The sequence below is a fragment of the Bradyrhizobium liaoningense genome, from assembly GCF_018130955.1.
In the GTDB taxonomy this organism is placed as follows: Bacteria; Pseudomonadota; Alphaproteobacteria; order Rhizobiales; family Xanthobacteraceae; genus Bradyrhizobium; species Bradyrhizobium liaoningense_C.
The window spans coordinates 54,278-74,691 of record NZ_JAFCJM010000002.1 but is presented as its reverse complement, the minus strand read 5'-3'; the positions used below and the strand labels follow the sequence as shown (position 1 = coordinate 74,691).

The following is a 20,414-nucleotide window of genomic DNA, read 5'->3' as shown; positions in this document are numbered from 1 at the left end:
TGAACGGGAAGTGCCCGAACCGCTCTGGAGCGCCGAACCCAAGCCGCCTTGGCGCGGCTGTCTCCCCGTCAATTGAGGCGGTTAAGTGACGGGTCAGGAACTCCTGTGCGATTGCCCGCCTTCTTAACGTGGCGGACGAAAAGATCAATGCCGACAAGCGTCTTTGACACCGACGCGGATGCGCTTCGGCCTGGCCCATTATGCTAGGATTTGCGCCGTGGCCGGCTCTTCCGAATCAATCTCAATGCCGATGTTCATGTTTGCGCGCGTGAGCGCCCGCCTCATTGTCGGCACGGCGTTCGCCGTCAGCATGATAGCGGCCGGTCCCGCGGCCGCAGAAGAGCGCTACGCCATCGCCATGCATGGCAAGCCGGCCCTGCCGGCCGACTTCACCCACATGCCCTATGCCAATCCCGATGCGCCGAAGGGCGGCAAGGTGGTCTGGGGCATCCTCGGCACGTTCGACAGCCTCAATCCGCTGATCGTCAAGGGATTGGCGGTGCAGCAGATGCGGAACTATGTCGTCGAGAGCCTGCTCGCGCGCGGCAATGACGAGGCCTTCACGCTCTATGGCCTGCTGGCCAAGACGGTCGAGACCGACGACGCCAGGAGTTACGTGACGTTCCATCTCGACCCGCGGGCGCGCTTCTCTGACGGCAAGCCGGTGCTCGCCGACGACGTCCTGTTCTCCTGGGAATTGCTGCGCGACCATGGCCGGCCCAACCACCGGCAATACTACGCCAAGGTCGTCAAGGCCGAGGCGCGCGATCCCCTCACCGTCCGCTTCGATCTCGACGGTGCCAACGATCGCGAGTTGCCGCTGATCCTGGGGCTGATGCCGGTGCTGCCGCGGCACGCGGTCGACGTCACGACCTTCGAGGAGACGACGATGACCGGCCCGATCGGCTCGGGCCCTTATCGCGTCACCGCGGTGAAGCCCGGCACCAGCGTGACGCTGACCCGCAATCCCGACTATTGGGGCCGCGACCTGCCGGTCAATCGCGGCCTGTACAATTTCGACGAGGTCAGGCTCGACTACTACCGCGAAGCCAACGGCCAGTTCGAAGCCTTCAAGCGCGGCCTCTACGATTTCCGCGTCGAACACGAGCCGCTGCGCTGGCACGACGGCTATGACTTTCCCGCCGCCAAGACCGGCGAGCTGATCCGCGACACCATCAAGCCCGGCGTACCCTGGCCCTCGGAATTCCTGGTATTCAACACGCGGCGTCCGATCTTTGCCGACATCCGCGTGCGGCAGGCGCTGACGCTGCTGTTCGACTTCGAGCTCGTCAACCGCAACTACTTCTTCGGGCTCTACGCACGCACGCCCAGCTTCTACGCGGGCTCCGAGCTGTCGGCCTATGGCCGTCCCGCCGACGCCAGCGAGCGCGAGCTGCTCAAGCCGTATCTCGCCCATATCCCGCCGGACATTCTCGACGGCAGCTACCGCCTGCCGGTGACCGACGGCTCCGGGCGCGATCGCACCACGCTGCGCGCAGCGATCCAGCTCCTGTCGCAGGCCGGCTACGATCTCGACGGCACCGTGCTGCGCAACCGCGCGACCAAGGCGCCCTTCACCTTCGAAATTTTGGTGACGACGCGCGACCAGGAGCGCATCGCGCTGGCCTTCGCGCGCGATCTCAAGCGCGCCGGCATCGAGCCGACAGTCCGGGCGGTCGATCCGGTGCAATTCGACCAGCGCCGGCTCGGCTACGAGTTCGACATGATCCAGAACCGCTGGGACCAGTCGCTCTCGCCGGGCAACGAGCAGTCCTTCTATTGGGGAAGTGCGGCCGCCGACAATCCGGGCACGCGGAACTACATGGGCGCAAAGGATCCCGCGATCGACGCCATGATCGCGGCCCTGCTCGATGCCCGCCAGCATACGGCCTTCGTGTCGGCGGTGCGCGCGCTCGATCGCGCCCTGATGTCGGGCTTCTACGGTATCCCGCTGTTTAACGTATCGGAGCAATGGATCGCGCGCTGGAATCGGATAGAACGACCCAAGGCCACTGCTCTGTCCGGCTACCTGCCGGAGACGTGGTGGCACAGGGTGGACGCTCAAGGACCGCAACAAGCGAAGTGACGCCGTGAACCAGCCAGCCGTATCGCCGACGCTCGACACGCTGTTCCAGCGCACGCTGGCCCGGCAACCGCACGCGCCGGCGCTGCTCGATCCCATCAACAAGATGCGCGTGACCGGGCATATCCCGCGGCGGCTGACCTATGCGGAGGCCGATCGCGCCATCGAGGCGCTGTCGGCGCATTTCGTCGAATCGGGGCTGCCGGCCAATTCGGTCATCGCGGTTCAACTGCCTGCTACCATCGAATTCGTGCTGACGGTGCTGGCCGCCCATCGCGCCGGCCTCGTGGTTGCCGTGCTGCCCCTGCTCTGGCGGCACGCCGAGCTGGCGGCGGCGCTTAACCGCACCGCGGCCCGCGCCGTCGTCACCATGAGCAAGGTCGACGGCGTCATCTATTCCGATCTCGCCATGCACGCGGCGGCAGAGGCCTTCTCGATCCGTCACGTCTTCGGCTTCGGCAGCGAGTTGCCGGAAGGCATGGCCTCGCTCGACGACGTGTTGGCGCGCCCGCCGGGCACCACGCGCAGCGTGATCCAGGACGGTCGCAAGGCGGCGATCATCTCGTTCGACGTCACGGCGGAAGGGTTTCGCCCGGTGCCGCGGCCGCATTTCAGCGTGATCGCGGGCGGGCTCGCGATTTCGCTCGAGGCCGACATTCCGCAGGGCGCAACTGTGATGGCGGCGTTCGCGCCGATGTCGTTTGCCGGCCTCGCCGCCTCGCTCGCGGTGTGGCTCCTGTCCGGCGGCACGCTGGCGCTGCATCATCCCTTCGACAACGAGGTGCTGGAACAGCAGGTCAACGAACAGGGCTGCGAGGTGCTGATCGCGCCGGCTCAACTCATGCTGCGGCTCGGGGCTGATCTGGCAGCGCGGATGCCCGGCCTGCGCAACGTCGTCGGCCTGTGGCGCGCGCCGGAGCAGGTCGCCGCCAGCGACGCCTGGACCTCGCCGCACGCCCCGCTCACCGACGTCTATCTGTTCGGCGAGGCCGGCCTGTTCGGCGTGCGCCGCGGCGAAGACGGCGTGCCGGTACCGGTCATGCCGGGCCTGCGCGGCGCGGTCCGGGAGCAATCCGGCTCCTCGATCGCCGGCGAGATCTTGCTGACGCCGAAGAACACGCTCGGGCTGCGCGGACCGATGGTGCCGATCGCGGCCTATGCCCCGCCCCAGCCGGCCGACGACACGCTGATGGCCCAGCCGGCGCGCGACTATGTCGACACCGGCTTTGCCGCGCGGATCGACCGCCCGAGCGGGGCGATCTGCATCACGGCGCCGCCGTCCGGGATCATGGCTGTCGGCGGCTACCGCTTCCTGTCCAACGACCTCCAGGAATGGGCGCGCCGGCTCGGCCAGGGGGCGCTGCTGACGGCGCTACCGGATCGCCTGAGCGGCCACCGACTGGCGGGACGGGCCCACGACAACGCCCGCGCCCGCGAAGCGCTCAGCGAACTGGGCCTTAACCCTCTGATGGTTGAAGCGTTCAGGGACAGAACGGTGGGATAGCTGACCGAAACGGGGTGAAAAGCGAGCGATTTCAGAAAGTTCGCGGTACCATGCAGTGCTTCCCGGCAGTCGAGATTAACCCCCGTTTTCCCTTGCTATCCCAGCTTTTCCCCGCCTAAATCTTCCGTAGATCGAACAGGGGACTGGGGCGATGGCGCGGGCGAAGCTCACGAAGAAACTCATTGATGCCGAAATCGCGCGGGTGGATGCCGAGCGCGCCAAGCGTGAAGCCGCCGGGGACCGCCGCCAAGTCGAGAGCCTGATTTGGGACACGGCGACCCCTAACTTTGGCATCCGCATCATGGGTGCCGGCGCCAACAGCTTCGTTATCCAGTACAAGGCCGCTGGCAAGACGAAGCGCCACGCCATCGGCCGGTTCGGCAACCTGACCTTAGAGCAAGCCCGGACCGACGCCGCGGACCTGTTCGCCGCCATTCGAGACGGAGGCGACCCCTCAGCTGCGCGCAAGCACGAACAGCGGTCCCCGACGATGGCGGAGCTTGCCGACGACTTCCTGAACTTCGTCGGGGCGGAGAGCGAAGCGGTAGCGACCACGCCGGACCGGGAAAGCGAATGGTCGCGGAAGCCTAAAACCTTAGTCGCGGACGGCTACCGGGTGAAGGTCATCAAGCGCAGCACCGTCGCCGCTGTGAAGGTGCTGCACATCACCCGGCAAGACGTGACCAGCGCTACCTACCCGGGCGTGCAGCGGGACAAGAGCAGGCCGCCCACGGTTCGCGCGTTCGATCGCCGCGCGCTGTCGTTCATCACCCGCATGTTGGCGTGGGCGGTCGAGAGCAAGCTACGCGATGACAACCCCTGCGAAGGGCTGGCGGGGCAGCGCGAAGACCGCAAACGGCGCTGGCGTCTTGATGCCACCGGCTACAGGACCGTGGGCGGAGTGCTGTTTGCTCGCGTTCCGGAGCCCGGCAGCGGTCACAACGGCGGGCCCACGCTTGACGACCCGTACGATTGGCGCAATCCATGGCAGGCCGTCCTAGCGATCAAGGCCATGATGCTGACCGGCTGCCGGCGGGACGAAGTTGCGACACTGCGGCGCGGTCACGTCGATTTCGTGGGCTCGCGGCTAGTCCTGTCCGATACGAAGCGGCTGGAATTGGCGGACGTGCGCGACGGAGAGCAGGACATCCGCTTTATCGGGACGGCCGCGCTTGACGTGTTCTGCGAAGCGCTCCGCCTTGGCGATGCTGACCGCGCCCTAACGAGCCCCGACGATTTCGTTTTCCCGTCCGACCGGAAGAACAGCCGCGGTCACTACACCGGGGGTGCAATCGGGCGATGGGCAAAGCGTGCATTGGCCGAGCGCAAGCCGGCGGGCTGGACCGTGCACGGGCTGCGGCACTGCTACGCGAGCGTGTGCGATGATTTGGAGTTCTCGGAAGTCACCAAGGCTATGTTGATCGGGCATTCGAAGGGCAGCCAAACACAAGACTACATCCACAAGACGGAGGAGCAGTTGCGCGCGGCCGCGAACAAGGTTGCAGGGCAAATCGCTGCATGGCTCGCGGAAGGCGTCGCGGCGGTCACGGAGCCGATGCGACAGGCTGCCGAGTAGCGCTGCCGGTTTCTTTTTTGACGGAGCCGGCGCCGTCGAGCGAAGCAGTTTCGTGAATTGGCTGACAGAGAACCACAGCAACTAAAACTGCGCGTCGCGGAGGCTCTACGCAGACGAGGTTAGAATGTTGACGCTTCGCCCTTGCCGCATCGGCGGTCAGACAGCCCCTGACGACTACAGCATCCTTGACGACGGCGAACTGATCGGCCGCATCCGCAAGGCAACGGAGCGCGTGCGGGCGGCGTGGGTGTGGTCGGTCACGGCGCCGACGAAGCCGGGGGCGCCGTACGGATCAGCGGCCGATTTCGAAGAGGCTAAGCGGGCTTTCCGCTCCGCATGGGAAGTGTTCAAGATTGACGCGCGTTGATAGCGCGCGCCAAGTGCCCCCCTAGTCAACGCTTGTGCGTTTTGCCTTCTGCCGATCAGCATAGCCAGCGTATGCCCGGAGTACCAACAGGCGCTGAGGGGTATCTCGATCGATGGTCACAGCATCTTCTTCATGTTGCCCCGACGCCTGCCTTCTCAATTTCCTCGACCCGCTGCTCCAGTGCGAAATGGTCTCGCTAAGGCGACTATCCCAGAACCTGGGTAAGCCATGCCCGCTCTGTCCTAATCACCGCCGCCTCCAATGAGGTGGTATTTCATTATAAACCTTACGCGCATTCTCGCAGTCCTTGGCGTGGTCACCGGTATTCTGCAACGCGTCTCGCACCAGTGACTTCGTCCTTTCGGTGCCAAGGATGATCAAGTTATATATGATTCCTTCCGCCAGAATATCATTGTCGTCGGGGATGGCTTCGTCGCAGAGTTTGATACGAAGTGCTATCCAACCTGCGAGGTTTTCGATCGTGGGCTTTGGGCGAGGTGGTGGTGGGTAATGGAAATCATCACGCGCCTCCGCTACGGTTGGCAGAAGCAGGGCGACGACAAGTGATAATGCTGGGAGCTTCATGTCAAACTCCTTGCGCTCGAAAATACTCGGTACTCTCCAGTTCAATATAGACAAAAAAAGGGGGCCAAAGCCCCCTCCTTCATGCCAATGTCAGAACAGGTCCCGGCAATCTACCATCTTTACAGAAAGCTCAGCGGGGCTACAGTTGACTCCGCTCCTAGTGACGACCCCGACAGGTTACCTTGTGAGAGCCGTCACCGCCGAGGAGCCAAGGAACGGGGGCCGGTCTGCTGGAAACTCGCCGGCCCTCGCTCCATTAGATGCCCGCGAACAGCGAACACCCACGAGCATTAGAGGTGCTTCGTCAGTGCTGCGCAAGGTGGCGCGGCCCCGTTCGATCACGGGTTCACGCACCCCGTTGACGCATAACACGAGGACGTGACTGGATCAGCGGTGCGCGAGCCGAGGGCTAGAATAGCCGCGCACCGGTCCTACCATGGCCAAACCCGGCTGACCCGGCGTCCTGCCTCCTGGCCGCCAGCCCTATCGCTAGAGCTACTGCTATTCGCCCGCCTTCCTTTCGCTTGCATCAGCTTCAAGGCATGCTGAGAACATGGAGCGGTAGGCCAGTTCTCTTGCATTTGCCGGCACATCGATAACGGTGCAACTAGACCATCGTATGCAATATCCCTCGACAAGGCGCCGTTGCGCTATCTTGTCTTCTACTGACATGACGCCTTTCGCTGTGGCCCTCAGGACCAATTCCGCATCGGCCTTCAGGTACTCGGCCGTTGCTGCCCCTGCGCAGGCTATGCTGTCGCTCGACTGTGGCTTGGCATCGCCTGCAATCGCACTAGCCGGTGAGATCGCGAGTAACATGATGATTGCTCTTGCGTGACGCATTGCCCCTGCCCCTTCGCTTGTTTGCGGTAGTCGCAGCCCCCTATCCACGAGCGCCATAGTCCCCGTCGTACGTTCATCGTCGTTCCTGATTAAAAAGGCCCCCCGGCCAACCTGCGGCTTCGCTCCAGTCTTCCTCGCTCAGACCGTCCAAAGCAAATTTATATCGAGGGACTTGCACGATGAAAGTTTCGCGTAGAAGGGCTGCTGCTCCGGGGTGGTGATGATCGTGTAGCCGTGTGTCATCGCGATTGAAGCGGCGAAATAGTCGGTTGCCCAGTTGGAGTCTGTAAGAGAGAAACCTGAGTTGAGAGACTCGGCCGCCTTGGCAGCGCCAGCGTTGTATCTCTTGTTCATTGAAATCTTCTTGCTGACCGACCCGGCAATTCCGTCAGCCTCATCTTCGTATGCGTCCGCGAACTCGTCCCACACGCAGGTCGGCACGGCGATAGCGCCCTTCAGTAGCATGTCTAGGCACAGCGCTTTGAGGCTATTCGATTTGGTCGTTACAACTTCCCGCAGCCCGCGTGCATCAATGATGAAAGGGGTGATCTCGCCCGGGTCATTCATCCCCGAGCTCCAAAGTCGAAATGTCCGCATCTGAGAGACCGGACACGAAATCGAAATAAGCGCGCTGATATTTCGGCTTGAGCCCGCTTACTCTGTAGATGTCAAAATCGTTTAGCGAACCGGCGCTCAGTCGGTCGTTGAAAAATTCTGCGAAGTGAAAGCCGTACTTAGCCAGTTTTACTTTTTCTTGTGGCGGCGGCCCCAAGGGAGGGCCTCGATCCTTCACGTAGTCAGGATTGTCTCCGCCAACGGCAGCAAGCCAGGCCGAATAGCTGCCGCTGGCCGTTAGCCCCATCCTCTCCAGTCGTAGCGCCGTTGCTTGCTGACTGATCTTAAGCTTTCGAGCGATTCGCGCGATGTCATCACGATCAGGATTGCGCGGCACGGGCGCGTTTCCGAGCAATTGCGCAATGTCATCTGAGGGAACAAGGAACTCGCTCGCAAAATTGTTGCAGAACTTCTCGGTCGCGTTGTGGCTGACGAACGGGTCGGAGATTCCAGTCTCGCCGAGCAGGGCATGCCCGAGTTCGTGAATCAACGTGAAGAGGCGACGCGCCCGATTCTGTTTCTTGCTGTTAACAACAATGACAGGTGCTGTTTTTGAGGACAGGCAGAAGCCGCTGCCATCGCCCTCGGGAAAGCTGTCTTGTAAAACGAATATCCCGGCACGTTCCAGTCTTTGGCGGCAGATGTTGTAAAAAGTCCGCGCGTCCCGCGCTTCGATTTGCGATTGAAGGCTGATACCAAACCACTTGCGGATTGCCGATGCTTGCGCCTTAACCGAACCAGAGCGAAGCAACGATGGTAGCTCGCGCTTGGGATGGTGTTGAAGTTGCTCTGCCCGCGCCTGAATGGTCCGCGCCCTCTGAATGCATTCCAGCGTCTGTCGTTCCTTGGCGCTCAGTCTTGGCGCCGTCGAGCGGAAGTCCGGAATGCGATCGTCAAGATCGGGCGCTTCTTCGAGGTAGAAGGTGAATACCGGGACCGCAAGTTCATGCGCTATATCGCGCAGCAAGCCGTGCCGAGGTTCTTCCGCATGAAGCTCACGGTCCAGTTCTTCCTTTTCAATCCCAAGCCGCTTCGATAGGCTTGAATTGGAGAGCGACCGTGCAAGCATCACCGTCGGCAGAACGCTTTTGTTATATGTCATCTGTTGGGGAATTCGTTGGTCTAGGGGCTTCGATGAAGTATGGCGACTTTTCCAGTCTCGTGCAACTTGGAGTTGGCCTTCACGCTGGCACCGCCCTGCTCCAACTTTACGGGGAGTTCGGGCTTCAGCCCGTCGAGCGAGCAATCGCAAGGCTCAAGTATGCTCTTTCCGATCAAGATGCAGCGATGGACAACTTGGGGAGACTCAGCCAACTCGAAGCCGAGCTTTCGATATTCAAAATTCAGCTCTTCAACGAGTACAAAAAATATATGAAGGGCAATCTCGTCATCGCCGGCATCCTAACTGCATGTCTAGTGTACATAGCGTTCTATAACGACGACGCGATCAGCACGGGTTGGGCGTTGTTACTTGCCGTACTTTCGTGCATACCGGCTCCCATCACCCTTGCCGTGCTGTGGGTTGACGCAGCGCGGCAGATTGCACCATTGCGCAACAAAGTGTCTCGTCTCGAAGACGTAATATACGGACCGGGCAAGACGTAGGGAAGTGTCCGCGCACGACCCGACATAGAGCACAGGTCTAAGACTTTCGGATAATCGTTGGGGAGATATGCGCTGTATAGAAAGGCCAAGGCCCAACATCGCCCCGCCAACTCACTAGCCATGGCGGTGGACGTGGCGGACAGCAAGAGCAATATAAATGCTCGCGAATGCTTCATCCCGCCGCCGCTCTCATCGCGGATTTCGAAGTGGCGAAGAACGCGATCACGAGTCCGATAAGAGCCGCGACGGCAGCACGGCTTACAACCCCCTCTTTTGAGTGGTCATACCCTTGCTCAGCATACGCAAGGGTAAAATCGGAAACGACAGACAGCCCGGCCGAAACCAACGCACCGAACACCACCGAGCGAACGCGGCTTCCACCATTGGCTTTGACGCGCCTTGCGACCAGCACCGTAGCGGTAACGCTAAGAACAAAACCGATGAACGGGAAAATGGCCGCCAGCATATCCGCCCCTCAAATCAACCTTGACTTGCTTAGAACATAATGGGAACATCTTGCCCGGTCAACATGAGCAGCCCCAAGCCCCAAACGCCTGCACCGAATCTTCTATCGGACGCGGCCAGCTTAGACGCGGCTGCCGATCAGGCAATCGCAGCATGCGGCGGTGACGCACGCGAAGCCGTGAAGGCGCTGTTGATTGCGAACGAGTTTTTAGAGCGCGAGATGGAAGAGCGAGTTTCGCGCGGGTACATTCGCGGCGTGAAGCACGGAAGGTTCAATACGTATTCGGGCTAAGCCATCATCGGGGCGAATCTCGCACACGGGCCGGATTGGTTAGGAGCGCTTAGGCTCCGGCCCGGCGCTGTCGGTTAGTGCGTCAGCAAGGTCGTCTTCAAAGCTGTGCAGCAACGTCACCATGTCGGCGCCGAAACGAGCTATCGCAGCGGTCGAGGCTTCGTTGCCGGCGAAGCGGTCGCGAAGAGAACTCATATTCAGATTGAACCCGGCCTTAAGCAATTCGGTTGCTGCGCCGGCCTTCTCACGTGTGTTCGGCGCCTCAGAACTTCGTTCTTTTCAGTTTGTAGAGCCACACCCCCAGCGCAACGCACCCGGCGCCTAGCAGCACGGTCACGACTGCGGTCCTTCCGCTTGGACGGCGCGGCAGATCGCATCCGCCGCTACGCATTGCCGCAGCGCCTCCACGAGATGCGCCTTCGTCGCGAAGATGCCGGCGAGCGCGGCGGGTACGTCCACCGGGTCAACGTCCAGCGCGGACGCAGCGTCGCTGGCGGCCCGCTCTGCAAGTTGCACGGTCGTGTGCAACGCGTCGCAAACCAGCCACGCGGCCTCTATCCCGGCAAAGATGGCGTTGGACGCGGGCCGCAGTGGTATCACTTTCTTGTCGTCAGTCATTGCCGCCCCCGTCACCGTTAACAAACGCCACCGTGTCTCCGCAGCGCTTCGCAAGCTCTGCAAGCCCGACCTCCCCGCGGACCGCGGTGGCACGTCTCAGCGCTTCGAACTTCGCAGCGCGGTTACGCAGCAGGCGGCGGCGCACCATCGCAAACTTAATCGCGCTTACTCGCTTGTGTTCTTTCCTGTGGACCGCCAGCGCAAGCCACTGCTTAATCTGTTCGTCACTGGCTGCCATCAGATGCGGGTCGGGTTGCTTGCTCATTGCATGGTACCCCACACGAGCACGGCCACGGTGACGACCGACAACAGCGCGACGGACGCCACCCGCCAACGGTCCGACAGGTCAATTTCCGGACGACGGTTCAAATCGATTGCGGCGCTGGCGAACGCGCGTCGCATTCGAGCGTTGCCGTTGCGGAAGCTCAGTTCCTCCACTACCGCGCCTTGAAGTTTGCGCAGTTCGAAGGTCGACATTGTCGATAGGGTCGAAAGGTCGCTCACGCGCATTTCCATCCTGATAAAATCTATGATTGAATTGAAAGGCGCGGCTCCGGAGAAGTTTGCCGGTCCACCCGAAGCCGCGCCCCTTCGTCAGCGACCGTGCTGGGAGCCGCCGCGAAACTTGACGGTGTGGACCGCGTCCATAATCGCGATGAAGACCACGACGGGGGCGAGTGTGACCGCGGTGCCGGGATGGCCCGCTTTGGCGATTGAGCACACGGCCACGGCGTTGAAGCAAAACATGGCTGCGGTCATCAGGAGCTTTTGCATTGCCGGGTACCCTTCAGGCTGCGGTTTCGCGAATGATGCTGATTTCGGTTCGGGCCCCCCACACGGCCGTACGCATCCCGCGGTCGGGCTTGCTCAAGGTCACTTCCACCTTGCCGGACGGTGTCCGAACGCCGCGGCTCACGCCCACGACGGTGTCACGCGTTGCCGGCAGGAAGTCGCCTTGCCGAAGGTGCTGCGCTTGGACGCGCTCGCGGCATTCCTTGCGCGGTGTCGGGGCGGGTTCGTTGCTGGGGTCTTTCGGGAACATGCGCGGCTCCTAGCCGAAGTGACACGAATTCGTGTGATCGGTGTGAGTGACAACACGGTCACGGACGCCGTGGCGAAGCTCTTGGGCGCGGTCGCAGAGCGCCGCCCACTTCGCGCCGGCACCGTCCTTGTTCGTTTCGAAACGGGCGCGCTTGCTGAGAATGATGACGTACCGGCGGTCACCTTCGCTTCGCTCCACAATCATGGCGTCCATCGCCTGCACGGCATCGCGACGGAGGCCGGAGAAGCTGAACGTTCCGTCCGACAGCTCCACCGCGGCGGCGGCGTACCGGTAGCCAAGGCGCTGCATGGCGGCGATGTCGGCGGCAGTGGTGCGCTCTGCGGTGGTCATGTCGGCGGCTCCGTGCTGGCGACGTTTAGTGGCGCCACTTTTAGGCTCGGGCCGGAACGGACGTCAAGATAGTGGCGCCACTTGTTATGCAGGACAGCTATGCAGAAGTGGCACCACTACCCCGGGATTTACGGTTGTGTCCGGGTGTGCTAGTGGCGCCACTAGGAGACGTTTATAATGGTTGATGACAGGAAGCGCCGCGGTCCGCGGTACGCCGTGACGCTGCCAACGAAGACGGCGGCAGCCGTGGAGAGGCGCGCGGCGAAGCATGGTCGGGCTGCGGCAGCGGAAATCGCGGCAATCGTTATCGAGAAGATGGGGACCGGCGACGCGCCCCCGACGATGGGCCGCCCGCGCAAAGAGGCTGACGACGAATAGCCCCGCTTCGGCGTATAGCCGCCGCGTTACGCGGCTTGACGTATCAGCCGCCCGCCCCGCCGCTGCAACCTTGCGAAAATCCCGAAACCTCGATAGGGTTCTCCGCCCGCAAGTGCTTCGCGCAACTACGGGCTACAAAGGCCACGCAATCCCGGACGAACGGATGCGCGGCCTTTTCACTTCAGCTCTCCCCGCGCCATGGCATCAACTCCGGCGGATGGAAACGCGGACGGCCCTGAACCCATTCGCCGCGCAAGCGATATTAAGGCGCAAGAGATGGCATTCTTCAAAGCACTTTTCCACCGACCCCTGACGTACAATGAGCTGCTAAAAAACGCCGACAACATAATTACATCGCCGCCGCTGCCCGCCGATTGGAAGCGCCTTGCGGCGGGTTTGGTCGGCAGGAACGGGACCAGCTTGCTCGATTATTGGCGGGACTACTGCAAATCGCAGCTTAAGATGCTCGCAGATGAAGCAACGTGGCAAATGCAAAAGTCACGCCTCCTGAAGCTCATCATGATGGAACGTACATGGCGCGCTGCGTACGTCGTCTCGCAGGGCGCTAAGCACGTCGCATCATGGTCTTTCATGTGCAAAGACGCAGATTGGGCGAAGGACGCGAACGAGAAGAATTTGCAGTTGCTGCTAACGCAGCGTTGGCTAATGGCGGTTCTCTCCGACGGTTGCCTGATTGCTGTCGGCATGAAGTCCTACGGTCTGGACAAAGCGAAAGATACCGAACTGGAACTGCACTACGCGTTGCACAAGGAGGTCAAATCCCTCGACGTTGGCGTGATGGAAGCGATGCACGTCGCTGTCGACGAGTACAGGGATGACGACGCGCACCTGATAGCGGCATTCAAAGACGATCATCTGGCTCCGCTGATCCGAGAGCAGTACACACTGCTCGCGCAGCTAGAGGATGACGTCGCGAACGGCACGGTCGATATCGCGTGGTTCAGTTCCCAGCTAAACGCGGTCAAGCAGAAGCAAGCCGAACTAGCGGCGCTTGTCTCGCCCGACCGAACAACCGCTTGAATGGTTTGGCGGCCAACCGTTGCACATCCGCTGTCTTCGTCGTCGTCGTGGGTCACCAATCACATGACCGCTGACACGTTGAAGGACTTCGAAGAGATGAAAGAGAAGGCGAATGCTAAGTCTGATCCCCATCGATCTGCTTTCACCGTCCTTCCGTAACTAGTTGTGTAGATTGTCAGCCTACTTGGCACTGGCGAGGGACACAGCCGCTAAGTGCTGCTACTACCGGGGTTTGATGCGAGGCTCCCAGCCTAATGAAAACATCACAGCGTTCGCCGCTGAAAATGCTGGCAAACACTGAAGGAGAAGTGGGTCTCATGTTCGGACTGAAACGCAAAGTAAAGATGTGGAGTGAGACATTCGTGGCGGGTGTCACTAACACCGGGAACGTCACGGCCACAGTGGGCAACAAACTGGTGCTTAACTGGCACGGGACACCTACTCAACGGGATGGTGTCTTACAGCTGTTCCCCGGTATCCGGGACAGGATGATGCCAGGCTTAGAGCTGGGGGGCTTCGCCGACACCGTTATCGCCAGCATTCACGATGATGGCATGTCATCGGACGACCATGGGTCCAACATCCAGACTATGGCTATGCTGTGGAGGGTGTTCACAAACCCACTCGACGACGGCTGTACCTATGGAGATTTGGTCGGCCACGCAAACATGCACGCCGCCTTTGAACTGCACGAGCAGCCTAACGATCAATTCAAGATCACATGGAAGATTAGCGTGATGAGGGGTAAAAATGTTTGAAGGAGTTCCCGTTTCCCGCCTCGTGGACACGCGTCACGAGTTGACGGCTCTGATCAAGCAAAATCTTTATGGCCGGGGCTCAAAGAGTGAAGGGCAAGCGGCTTTGATCGCTCGCAATAGTTTAGACAATTCTATTTTCGGCATGACGGACGATATGCTGGTGAAGGGCACATCAGCTAATCTTGCCCCCCTCAAACGGGCGATAATTCTGGAAACATTTGCAGAATTGATGGAGATTTTGGACGACTACTCTAGCCGATTTGGTCAGGGCGGAAACGCAGTAAAGCAAGGAATGTTAGCTATCCTCTCCGATCCAGACGTGTTCGGTCGATACAGTGCAGAACAGCAGACCAAGATTAAAGCAATAGCTGCTGGGTCTTCTCTGTTCGCGAAGCGGAGGTTCGATCAACTTTATCTTTCCATTCGAAAAGAAGCGGGAAGGTATATCTGACCCGAACGGGTTGAGCCTCCGGCTAACACCATCAACACCAAGACTACAAAGGGCGGGGCCATGGGGCCTCGCCTTTTGCTTTTCACGCTACGGCACAATGCCCAGAAGAACAGCTCCACTGGCTCCTAGCCGAAGTGACGCGAATTCGTGTGTCGCGGCCCTTCTCACTTCAACGCTCCGCCCGTGCCATGGCAGCCAACTCCAGCGGGATGGGAACGCCCGCCTCGATCAAGCGCTCAATGGTCATCTGCGCGGCTCGCGGGCTTAGAGGTCTTGGTGCTGCCGGTGCAAGCTCGCGCTGCCGCTCCACCACCACAGCCGGAGGCCCGTCCCCGGTCCATCGCACGTCGCCACGCTCAACGGCAGCCCGCAGCGCGTCGGCGTGACATTGTGCGGGCGACGCGGGCTTCGGCGCTGGCAACGAAACCAGCGCGGGCGCGTAGCTCGAAGCGAAAAGGCCGCGCCGCTCAACAAACTCCGCAGTGATCAGCATTGCGGAAATCCGGGACAGCTTCGCATGAAGCCGTTGCAACGAGCCGATGTCGTCCTCGCCGTCGCCGAACGGGCTTTCCAATCGCACGACAAGCCGGCGGGCTGCCGTGTGCATCATGCGCCATTCCGAATGCATGCCCGCCACGGGCCCTAGCGCCTCCGTCAGCGCATCGGCGGCTAGCAACTGAAGCGTCTGCGCATCCTCGCTAGAGCCCGCGAGCGCGCGGATGCTGCGAACGTAGCGCGCGTGACAAAATGTCGGCTCATGTTCCCACGCAGGCATGCACGCGAAGACTTCAAGCACGAATTCCGGGACCGGTGGTAGCGGCTTCGGCCCGGCGGTGTCGCTGCCCTGCGATTGCAGTAACGCGAGGGCGTTGCGATCGTGCGCGCGGTCTTCCGCAACCGCCCTTTTGCGTTGATCCAACATCCGCTCACGCTCCGCCGCCGCGCCCTCGCGGCGCTGAAGGTCCACCAAGTCGGCGTCCGAGCGGTCGGCAGCGTGGTTGAACTGTGCCGACGTCAGCGGCCGGCGTGGCGGGAGTGGTGCCCGATCGGCGGCGCGCTCGCGACGATACTGGCTGAACTTGGCGGCAGTTTCGGCGAGCGCGGTCATGGGCTTCCTTCAAATCACGACGCCCCAATTTCTCCCGGCCCGCTTGTTAAATCAACATCTCTGCTTTGCGCGGTACCACGCGAAAAGCCTTGTTTTATAGGGTCTGCGCGCTCTTTGTATACGGTGCATACTTGACGGGCTCGTGGTTCCGGACATACGGTGGCCGTCCCCCGAACCACCACAGGAGCAGCGTTCATGAGGTTTCTTGTCACCTTGCCGAGCGGACGCGAAGTCATGCTGTCTTCCGTCGATCGCCTGCCGCCCGGCTGCGCGGTCGTTGATCTCTGGACCAATGCCGGAGATGCGGCAGACGCTTCAGAGGAAGACGCTGCAGATTGAGTTGATCCAATCCGGCACGCGTGCCCTCAACGCGTCCAAGTCGAGTGCCGGCGTGATGTCCGCCAGACCGTACGTCAAGGCCTCCTGAGAAATCAGCGAGGCTTTGATTTTTGCCTGCGAATGCTCGCCCCCGCAAAGCCGCTGGGTGACGCTGACGAAATCCTTCAGGCTCATATTCTCGACGAAACCGAGCTTGCGGGCACGCGGCGCGACGACGCAGCGGACCTGATCCACAGCCCCCTTGCGAGCGTTGCGAACCGGCTTGCAGACCACGCCCGCGCTTTGGATCAACGCCAGCACCATGTCGGGCGGCGGCTCCATAAAGCGAGCTGGATCGGTCATCGCGGCAACGCCGAACTTCCAAGCAAAATCCGCGGAGGCTCCGGATGTCGCGGCGGCAAACCACGCATTTGCGAAGTTCAGTTGGTGCGTCATTGGCGTATTGAAGTGATCTACCCGCAGACCGTAGCGAGCGAAGACGTCCGCCGACGTAACGAGCCTGGTAGCGAGCGCTGCGTTGAGGGCCTCCGCCGCGAACGGGCTGCCGACGTCAGCCCCGCTGCCGGCGAAGAACAGCGCAACCCGCTCCTCCGGTGACAGGTCCCGCGGCACGATGATCTTCGGTGCGGGAGCCTGCGATGCCGCGGCGTTGGCTAGTAGCAGCGCAGCGATACCGGTCCGCAAGGGGTCGTTGGCCGGCAGCGCTTTCGCGGCGTCCATCGCGAGACGAAGCGCCTTGGTCGTGGCTGATCTTGCCGTGTTGGTCGCTAGACCCGCGAAGTCGATAGCGTCGGTTTGCAACATCTTCACTTCTCAGGCCTTCGGTTCTTTTTTGTACGGCCCGCGCTTGGCGCCGAGCTTCACACCCGGAGTAGCTGCGATACCGCGGTCAACCACGCGGGCGATTGCGTCGCGGTCCAGCACTTGGCGGTACTTCTCAATCGCAAGGTCAAAACGCGTCTGCACCGCTTCGTACCTGTCGCTCACGATCCACTCGCGGCCCTCACGATTGCGGAAGGCGACGCGTCCCTTTTTGGCGTAGCGGATTTGCGCGATGCCGGCGAGCGCCAACACGTTGTTGACTTGCAATTCGGCGTGCAGTTGGGCGATCTCGTTTGCGGGCGGAGCTTCCCAAGGCAGGACAATGCTTTTCATGTCGGTGCTCACTGGACGACCACCCACGAAGCAAGAGCGACGGGACGGGGTACAAGTTTTCCGTCGTCCCACGGCAGGCGCCCAGCCGCTACGTTCGCCTCTGCGGCGGGCGTCGTGGTGCCCACGGCCGGCGGGGTGAAGGTGGGTGACTGAGCCGGAGCCTTGAAGCTGGCGGGCTGTTCGAACCCGGTTGACGCGATCGGGGTTACCCACGCCACACCGATGAAGAACACGCCTCCGTGACCGTCCTTGATCGCATGGCCCTTTTCGCAGAATTGCTTCAGCGCGTCGGCAGCGTTGGCGAACTTCCTTCCGATGGCCTCGATAACGTCGCGCTCGAATGCAAACCGCGTCGGCGCGCGGCTGCCGGTCGCTTCAAGGCGCATGCGGACCGGTCCTGTGAACATGTCGTTACGCTCGCCCAAGGCCCCCGTAGCTTCCCGCAAGATGCCGCTGGCAACGATGCATTCCATCATGCCTTCCAAGCGCGTCTTGGCGTTGGCGATGCCGTAGACGCCACGGTGCTTGCCCTGAATGCGCTTCTTATCGTGCAGGCGATTTAGGTACTTCGTCACGACACTACTCGCGTCAAGTCCCGTCTGCGCTGCGATGTCGGCTGCCTGCATCTCGCAGTTCATAGCGACCAAGATACCGAACACACGCTCGATCTGTGTTTGTTTGCAGCCCTCGCCTTCCGTACCTACTGGCGTCCAAGCAGTTTCGTTTTGATCGCGTTCCCAATCCATCCTGATATGTCCGATGCCGCGAGCCGTTCCGCGTACCTTCATTTGGTACGGGTTCTCCGGCTCGATTTCCAAAATTACGTAGCCGTCAGTTCCGCCCAAGATGCCTTGTGAACCTGAAATCTTGCGCGTGAGGCTGCCGCTGTCGTCTTTGTTCGTGTGGTGCAGAATGATGATGGTGATGCCGCGCGACTTTGCGTAGGCAGTGAGCACCTGAAGCGCTTTCTTCTCGATTTTGTAGTCGGTCTTTCCGCGCTGACCGGCCTCGATGTCGCCAAGCGCTTCGTTCATCGTGTCCATCACGACAACGCCGCCATGCAGTTCGGGGTTTTCTTCAAGCACGTCGTCCAGATGTTCCAGCAGTCCGCCTTTGAAGTCGGCGCCCAACTGCGGCACGCCGTCATCGTAGTATTGCTGAAACAGAAGGTCTTGCGCCGTCTCAGAAAGCCCGCTCGGGCGGAGCTTGCGCACGCGGTCCATGACCTGTGCGTGAGTTTCTTCGTAAGCGAGATAGAGCACGCCGCGTTGTTGGCATTGCATCCCTGCGTACTCGGCACCATCCGCAATCGATATCGTCAGATCCTGCGTAAGGTAGGACTTGCCGGCCTTCGGGTCCGCAACAATCAACATGGCGCTGCGCTCCGGGACCATGCCTTTGACAAGCTCCACCATCGGAGCGGCCGGGCGCTTAAGTGCCTTCCGCATGCGTTCTGGCTTGCGCGTCTTGCGGTTCGCGCTCGCGGCGATGTTGAGCGTGTCAATGACGTAGGGCTTGGATGCCGGCATGAAGAAATACACGGCTCCGCCCGCGAAGCCGACGACGGCGCGACCGTCCAACCATGCGGCCTCCGCCTTGGCGATCTCCTCCGGCGCGGTCAGAACCTTGAAGCCGGCGGTCGTCGCGGTGTCGGCGTCGGGAAATTCGAACGCGACGCGCGGCACAAGATCGCCGTTCGCATCTTCGAACAGGCCCTTACGGTTTTGCGTGACGCCCAACGCAAGCGGTGACTTGGCGTTGTCGGGTGCGATCGTGCCACACTTGACATTGCTGGACGCGCGGGCCTGCACCATCGCGGCCGGTAGTGTCTGCATCATGTGGGCGTGATGCTTGCGCCCTTCCTCCACGCGGCGGGCTTCGTCCGCGACAGCGACTTGCCTCAGTCCGTCAGAAGCACCGACGGCACGGGCGAAGCTGCGTTTGCGTCCTTGGCTGCGGTCGCCGTCCAGCTCGTCGAAGAACTGTTGCGCAAGCTTGCCAAAATCACGGAGCGCCGGCATCATCGGGTGGTCGGCCGGCGCGGGTTCGATGACAACACGCTTCATGTTGCCTTCGTCGTTCGTCCACTCATAGGCGCACTGCATGAGCGTAGGCGCCGCGTCGGACAGCTTGACAAGGTCGCCGTACTTAAAGCCCACGCGCCCCACAACGTCGCTCTGCCCGGTCCCCGACGCTTTGCTGTGCACGCTGTCGCGCGTCGCAACCAGCTCGGCTTTTGCCGCCGCGACATATTCGGGCGTGATGTACTTAAGATCGTCGGCACTGAACGTGCGACCCTTGTTGTCATAGCCCCCGCTGGCGGTGCGCGCGATGCCGGCAGCGTCAAGGCCTGCGTAGATCGCGGCGGACAGGATGGGTGCGGGAACGCAGGGCGGCGGGCAGTCGAGAAGATCGCCGTTCGGGTGGCTGTAGTTCGCCGGGTCGGTATCGAGCGGCTTTTCGTTGCGGTAGAGGCCCCACCATGCGGAGAACTTGCCGGCGCCCAACAGTTGGATTGCGGCCTTGTCGTTCACGTCGCCGAACTTTTCGAACCGGATCACGTCCCGGTCGGTCAGGACGATGAATGAAGGTCCGCGACCCCAGCGTAGACGAAGGGCAGCCGCGGCGCCCGGGGCGTGTTGTTCAAGGTACTCGGTAAAGCCTTTGTTGAACGCGTCGCGCTGCGGGCCTGCCGGAATGTCGTTGTCGACGCAACGCGCTTCAACTGTTTCGCTGATGGGACCGAGTTGCAGGCCGATACCCTTCAGCGTGCCCGACGCTACCACGCTTTGAATGTAGGCTAGGCGCTGTTCGAACGTCTGTAGCTGCCACTGGTCAACGCCAGCGAACGGCCGCTTGAAGTCGCCCTTGGCGCCCTCGCCCACCGCAACGGGCATGATGCCGAACGCATGGACAGCACGGGCAAGCGCAACTGCGTCGCTGCGGTCTACGGAGGTAGTCGGGCCGTTCGAATTGTTGGCCGTCATAGTCGCGTCACGTCTTCCCGTCCGCTGGGCGGTTGCCCTTTGGACTTTGCCCGGCATGCCGTGCGGCACGCGCGGGTGTTGAAATCTCAGGGCTGACGTGATAAGTGCGAAGCTGTTCTGCTATCGCATTTGGTCACGCCTTCCCGGCTTGATCGCAAGGGCCTCCAGTTTGCGGCTGGGGGCTTTCTTGCGTTTAGGCTCGTATGGCCTGAGACTTCGGGATTTCGTGACTTCGATACTTCGTGACTAGG

Annotated in this window: 25 protein-coding genes; 10 read left to right on the top strand and 15 right to left on the bottom strand. The window is 61.5% G+C overall.

Translation table 11 applies throughout. The features are described 5' to 3' along the window. Window positions 1–250: 250 nt before the first annotated feature. From JQ632_RS02010 to JQ632_RS01995, 4 genes are all read left to right on the top strand, one after another. Window positions 251–2,086 carry an extracellular solute-binding protein gene (locus JQ632_RS02010; protein WP_212400785.1) on the top strand — a complete coding sequence of 612 codons (1,836 nt, stop codon included), beginning with the start codon at window positions 251–253 and terminating at the stop codon, window positions 2,084–2,086. A 4-nt stretch (window positions 2,087–2,090) separates the two neighbouring features. Next, window positions 2,091–3,587: a class I adenylate-forming enzyme family protein gene (locus tag JQ632_RS02005; RefSeq protein WP_212400599.1), complete on the top strand. Its 1,497-nt coding sequence runs from the start codon at window positions 2,091–2,093 to the stop codon at window positions 3,585–3,587. Between the two features lie 151 nt (window positions 3,588–3,738). Next, complete coding sequence (locus tag JQ632_RS02000) at window positions 3,739–5,163, top strand: integrase family protein (RefSeq protein WP_212400598.1); 1,425 nt, start codon at window positions 3,739–3,741, stop codon at window positions 5,161–5,163. Between the two features lie 124 nt (window positions 5,164–5,287). Further along, window positions 5,288–5,530: a hypothetical protein gene (locus JQ632_RS01995; protein WP_212400597.1), complete on the top strand. Its 243-nt coding sequence runs from the start codon at window positions 5,288–5,290 to the stop codon at window positions 5,528–5,530. 246 nt (window positions 5,531–5,776) lie between these two features. On the opposite strand, the gene JQ632_RS01990 is transcribed toward JQ632_RS01995, so the two are convergent. The 4 genes from JQ632_RS01990 to JQ632_RS01975 form a co-directional block, all read right to left on the bottom strand. Further along, entirely contained in the window at window positions 5,777–6,115 is a 339-nt protein-coding gene (locus JQ632_RS01990; protein ID WP_212400596.1) for a hypothetical protein, read from the bottom strand. Between the two features lie 501 nt (window positions 6,116–6,616). Continuing rightward, complete coding sequence (locus JQ632_RS01985) at window positions 6,617–6,934, bottom strand: hypothetical protein (RefSeq protein ID WP_212400595.1); 318 nt, start codon at window positions 6,932–6,934, stop codon at window positions 6,617–6,619. 162 nt (window positions 6,935–7,096) lie between these two features. Then, on the bottom strand, window positions 7,097–7,525 hold the full coding sequence (locus JQ632_RS01980; RefSeq protein ID WP_212400594.1) for a hypothetical protein: 429 nt from the start codon (window positions 7,523–7,525) through the stop codon (window positions 7,097–7,099). Then, a complete protein-coding gene (locus JQ632_RS01975; protein ID WP_212400593.1) occupies window positions 7,518–8,675 on the bottom strand; it encodes an ImmA/IrrE family metallo-endopeptidase in 1,158 nt (385 codons plus the stop codon). Before JQ632_RS01975 ends, JQ632_RS01980 begins: the two co-directional genes overlap by 8 nt. Before the next feature lie 32 nt (window positions 8,676–8,707). Here JQ632_RS01975 and JQ632_RS01970 point away from each other — a divergent pair, with 32 nt between their 5' ends. Beyond that, window positions 8,708–9,178 (top strand): hypothetical protein, encoded by a 471-nt coding sequence (locus tag JQ632_RS01970; protein WP_212400592.1) that lies wholly within the window; start codon window positions 8,708–8,710, stop codon window positions 9,176–9,178. Window positions 9,179–9,350: 172 nt separating this feature from the next. Here the strand turns inward: JQ632_RS01970 and JQ632_RS01965 are convergent, their stop codons facing one another. The 7 genes from JQ632_RS01965 to JQ632_RS01935 all read right to left on the bottom strand — a co-directional run bounded on the left by JQ632_RS01965 (window position 9,351) and on the right by JQ632_RS01935 (window position 11,946). Then, window positions 9,351–9,644 (bottom strand): hypothetical protein, encoded by a 294-nt coding sequence (locus JQ632_RS01965; protein WP_212400591.1) that lies wholly within the window; start codon window positions 9,642–9,644, stop codon window positions 9,351–9,353. Window positions 9,645–10,268: 624 nt separating this feature from the next. Beyond that, the gene (locus tag JQ632_RS01960; protein WP_212400590.1) at window positions 10,269–10,553 is read right to left on the bottom strand and encodes a hypothetical protein; all 285 of its coding nucleotides are present in this window, start codon (window positions 10,551–10,553) and stop codon (window positions 10,269–10,271) included. Further along, window positions 10,546–10,818, bottom strand: coding sequence for a hypothetical protein (locus JQ632_RS01955; protein ID WP_212400589.1), 273 nt, complete (start codon window positions 10,816–10,818; stop codon window positions 10,546–10,548). Before JQ632_RS01955 ends, JQ632_RS01960 begins: the two co-directional genes overlap by 8 nt. Then, window positions 10,815–11,057 (bottom strand): hypothetical protein, encoded by a 243-nt coding sequence (locus JQ632_RS01950; RefSeq protein WP_212400588.1) that lies wholly within the window; start codon window positions 11,055–11,057, stop codon window positions 10,815–10,817. The genes JQ632_RS01955 and JQ632_RS01950 overlap by 4 nt, the downstream gene beginning before the upstream one ends. Window positions 11,058–11,147: 90 nt before the next feature. After that, a complete protein-coding gene (locus tag JQ632_RS01945; protein ID WP_212400587.1) occupies window positions 11,148–11,312 on the bottom strand; it encodes a hypothetical protein in 165 nt (54 codons plus the stop codon). A gap of 28 nt (window positions 11,313–11,340) precedes the next feature. Then, window positions 11,341–11,595 (bottom strand): hypothetical protein, encoded by a 255-nt coding sequence (locus tag JQ632_RS01940; RefSeq protein WP_212400586.1) that lies wholly within the window; start codon window positions 11,593–11,595, stop codon window positions 11,341–11,343. A gap of 9 nt (window positions 11,596–11,604) precedes the next feature. Beyond that, a complete protein-coding gene (locus JQ632_RS01935) occupies window positions 11,605–11,946 on the bottom strand; it encodes a hypothetical protein (protein ID WP_212400585.1) in 342 nt (113 codons plus the stop codon). Between the two features lie 177 nt (window positions 11,947–12,123). On the opposite strand from JQ632_RS01935, the gene JQ632_RS01930 reads away from it, so the two are divergent. The 4 genes from JQ632_RS01930 to JQ632_RS01915 all read left to right on the top strand — a co-directional run bounded on the left by JQ632_RS01930 (window position 12,124) and on the right by JQ632_RS01915 (window position 14,574). Continuing rightward, window positions 12,124–12,324 (top strand): hypothetical protein, encoded by a 201-nt coding sequence (locus tag JQ632_RS01930; RefSeq protein WP_212400584.1) that lies wholly within the window; start codon window positions 12,124–12,126, stop codon window positions 12,322–12,324. Between the two features lie 276 nt (window positions 12,325–12,600). After that, entirely contained in the window at window positions 12,601–13,365 is a 765-nt protein-coding gene (locus JQ632_RS01925) for a hypothetical protein (protein ID WP_212400583.1), read from the top strand. Window positions 13,366–13,619: 254 nt separating this feature from the next. Beyond that, window positions 13,620–14,123: a hypothetical protein gene (locus JQ632_RS01920; protein WP_212400582.1), complete on the top strand. Its 504-nt coding sequence runs from the start codon at window positions 13,620–13,622 to the stop codon at window positions 14,121–14,123. Then, complete coding sequence (locus tag JQ632_RS01915) at window positions 14,116–14,574, top strand: hypothetical protein (RefSeq protein WP_212400581.1); 459 nt, start codon at window positions 14,116–14,118, stop codon at window positions 14,572–14,574. The genes JQ632_RS01920 and JQ632_RS01915 overlap by 8 nt, the downstream gene beginning before the upstream one ends. Before the next feature lie 169 nt (window positions 14,575–14,743). Here JQ632_RS01915 and JQ632_RS01910 read toward each other — a convergent pair whose 3' ends face one another. Further along, window positions 14,744–15,682, bottom strand: coding sequence for a hypothetical protein (locus JQ632_RS01910; RefSeq protein WP_212400580.1), 939 nt, complete (start codon window positions 15,680–15,682; stop codon window positions 14,744–14,746). A 195-nt stretch (window positions 15,683–15,877) separates the two neighbouring features. Between JQ632_RS01910 and JQ632_RS01905 the strand changes: the two genes are divergently transcribed. Continuing rightward, complete coding sequence (locus JQ632_RS01905; protein ID WP_212400579.1) at window positions 15,878–16,021, top strand: hypothetical protein; 144 nt, start codon at window positions 15,878–15,880, stop codon at window positions 16,019–16,021. Here the strand turns inward: JQ632_RS01905 and JQ632_RS01900 are convergent. The 3 genes from JQ632_RS01900 to JQ632_RS01890 are packed head-to-tail and all read right to left on the bottom strand — an operon-like array spanning window position 15,998 to window position 20,163. Then, complete coding sequence (locus tag JQ632_RS01900) at window positions 15,998–16,831, bottom strand: hypothetical protein (protein ID WP_212400578.1); 834 nt, start codon at window positions 16,829–16,831, stop codon at window positions 15,998–16,000. The two genes, JQ632_RS01905 and JQ632_RS01900, sit on opposite strands and share 24 nt — an antisense overlap. Before the next feature lie 3 nt (window positions 16,832–16,834). Then, on the bottom strand, window positions 16,835–17,176 hold the full coding sequence (locus JQ632_RS01895) for a hypothetical protein (protein ID WP_212400577.1): 342 nt from the start codon (window positions 17,174–17,176) through the stop codon (window positions 16,835–16,837). An 8-nt stretch (window positions 17,177–17,184) separates the two neighbouring features. After that, window positions 17,185–20,163 (bottom strand): AAA family ATPase, encoded by a 2,979-nt coding sequence (locus tag JQ632_RS01890; RefSeq protein ID WP_212400576.1) that lies wholly within the window; start codon window positions 20,161–20,163, stop codon window positions 17,185–17,187. Between the last annotated feature and the right edge of the window lie 251 nt (window positions 20,164–20,414).

Excerpts from the sequence above, each read along its gene's own strand:
- JQ632_RS02010 (WP_212400785.1), top strand. The coding sequence starts at position 251 with ATGTTCATGTTTGCGCGCGTGAGCGCCCGCCTCATTGTCGGCACGGCG.
- JQ632_RS02000 (WP_212400598.1), top strand. The coding sequence starts at position 3,739 with ATGGCGCGGGCGAAGCTCACGAAGAAACTCATTGATGCCGAAATCGCG.
- JQ632_RS01995 (WP_212400597.1), top strand. The coding sequence starts at position 5,288 with ATGTTGACGCTTCGCCCTTGCCGCATCGGCGGTCAGACAGCCCCTGAC.
- JQ632_RS01990 (WP_212400596.1), bottom strand. The coding sequence starts at position 6,115 with ATGAAGCTCCCAGCATTATCACTTGTCGTCGCCCTGCTTCTGCCAACC.
- JQ632_RS01985 (WP_212400595.1), bottom strand. The coding sequence starts at position 6,934 with ATGTTACTCGCGATCTCACCGGCTAGTGCGATTGCAGGCGATGCCAAG.
- JQ632_RS01980 (WP_212400594.1), bottom strand. The coding sequence starts at position 7,525 with ATGAATGACCCGGGCGAGATCACCCCTTTCATCATTGATGCACGCGGG.
- JQ632_RS01975 (WP_212400593.1), bottom strand. The coding sequence starts at position 8,675 with ATGACATATAACAAAAGCGTTCTGCCGACGGTGATGCTTGCACGGTCG.
- JQ632_RS01970 (WP_212400592.1), top strand. The coding sequence starts at position 8,708 with ATGAAGTATGGCGACTTTTCCAGTCTCGTGCAACTTGGAGTTGGCCTT.
- JQ632_RS01965 (WP_212400591.1), bottom strand. The coding sequence starts at position 9,644 with ATGCTGGCGGCCATTTTCCCGTTCATCGGTTTTGTTCTTAGCGTTACC.
- JQ632_RS01960 (WP_212400590.1), bottom strand. The coding sequence starts at position 10,553 with ATGACTGACGACAAGAAAGTGATACCACTGCGGCCCGCGTCCAACGCC.
- JQ632_RS01955 (WP_212400589.1), bottom strand. The coding sequence starts at position 10,818 with ATGAGCAAGCAACCCGACCCGCATCTGATGGCAGCCAGTGACGAACAG.
- JQ632_RS01945 (WP_212400587.1), bottom strand. The coding sequence starts at position 11,312 with ATGACCGCAGCCATGTTTTGCTTCAACGCCGTGGCCGTGTGCTCAATC.
- JQ632_RS01940 (WP_212400586.1), bottom strand. The coding sequence starts at position 11,595 with ATGTTCCCGAAAGACCCCAGCAACGAACCCGCCCCGACACCGCGCAAG.
- JQ632_RS01935 (WP_212400585.1), bottom strand. The coding sequence starts at position 11,946 with ATGACCACCGCAGAGCGCACCACTGCCGCCGACATCGCCGCCATGCAG.
- JQ632_RS01930 (WP_212400584.1), top strand. The coding sequence starts at position 12,124 with ATGGTTGATGACAGGAAGCGCCGCGGTCCGCGGTACGCCGTGACGCTG.
- JQ632_RS01925 (WP_212400583.1), top strand. The coding sequence starts at position 12,601 with ATGGCATTCTTCAAAGCACTTTTCCACCGACCCCTGACGTACAATGAG.
- JQ632_RS01920 (WP_212400582.1), top strand. The coding sequence starts at position 13,620 with ATGAAAACATCACAGCGTTCGCCGCTGAAAATGCTGGCAAACACTGAA.
- JQ632_RS01915 (WP_212400581.1), top strand. The coding sequence starts at position 14,116 with ATGTTTGAAGGAGTTCCCGTTTCCCGCCTCGTGGACACGCGTCACGAG.
- JQ632_RS01910 (WP_212400580.1), bottom strand. The coding sequence starts at position 15,682 with ATGACCGCGCTCGCCGAAACTGCCGCCAAGTTCAGCCAGTATCGTCGC.
- JQ632_RS01905 (WP_212400579.1), top strand. The coding sequence starts at position 15,878 with ATGAGGTTTCTTGTCACCTTGCCGAGCGGACGCGAAGTCATGCTGTCT.
- JQ632_RS01895 (WP_212400577.1), bottom strand. The coding sequence starts at position 17,176 with ATGAAAAGCATTGTCCTGCCTTGGGAAGCTCCGCCCGCAAACGAGATC.
- JQ632_RS01890 (WP_212400576.1), bottom strand. The coding sequence starts at position 20,163 with ATGACGGCCAACAATTCGAACGGCCCGACTACCTCCGTAGACCGCAGC.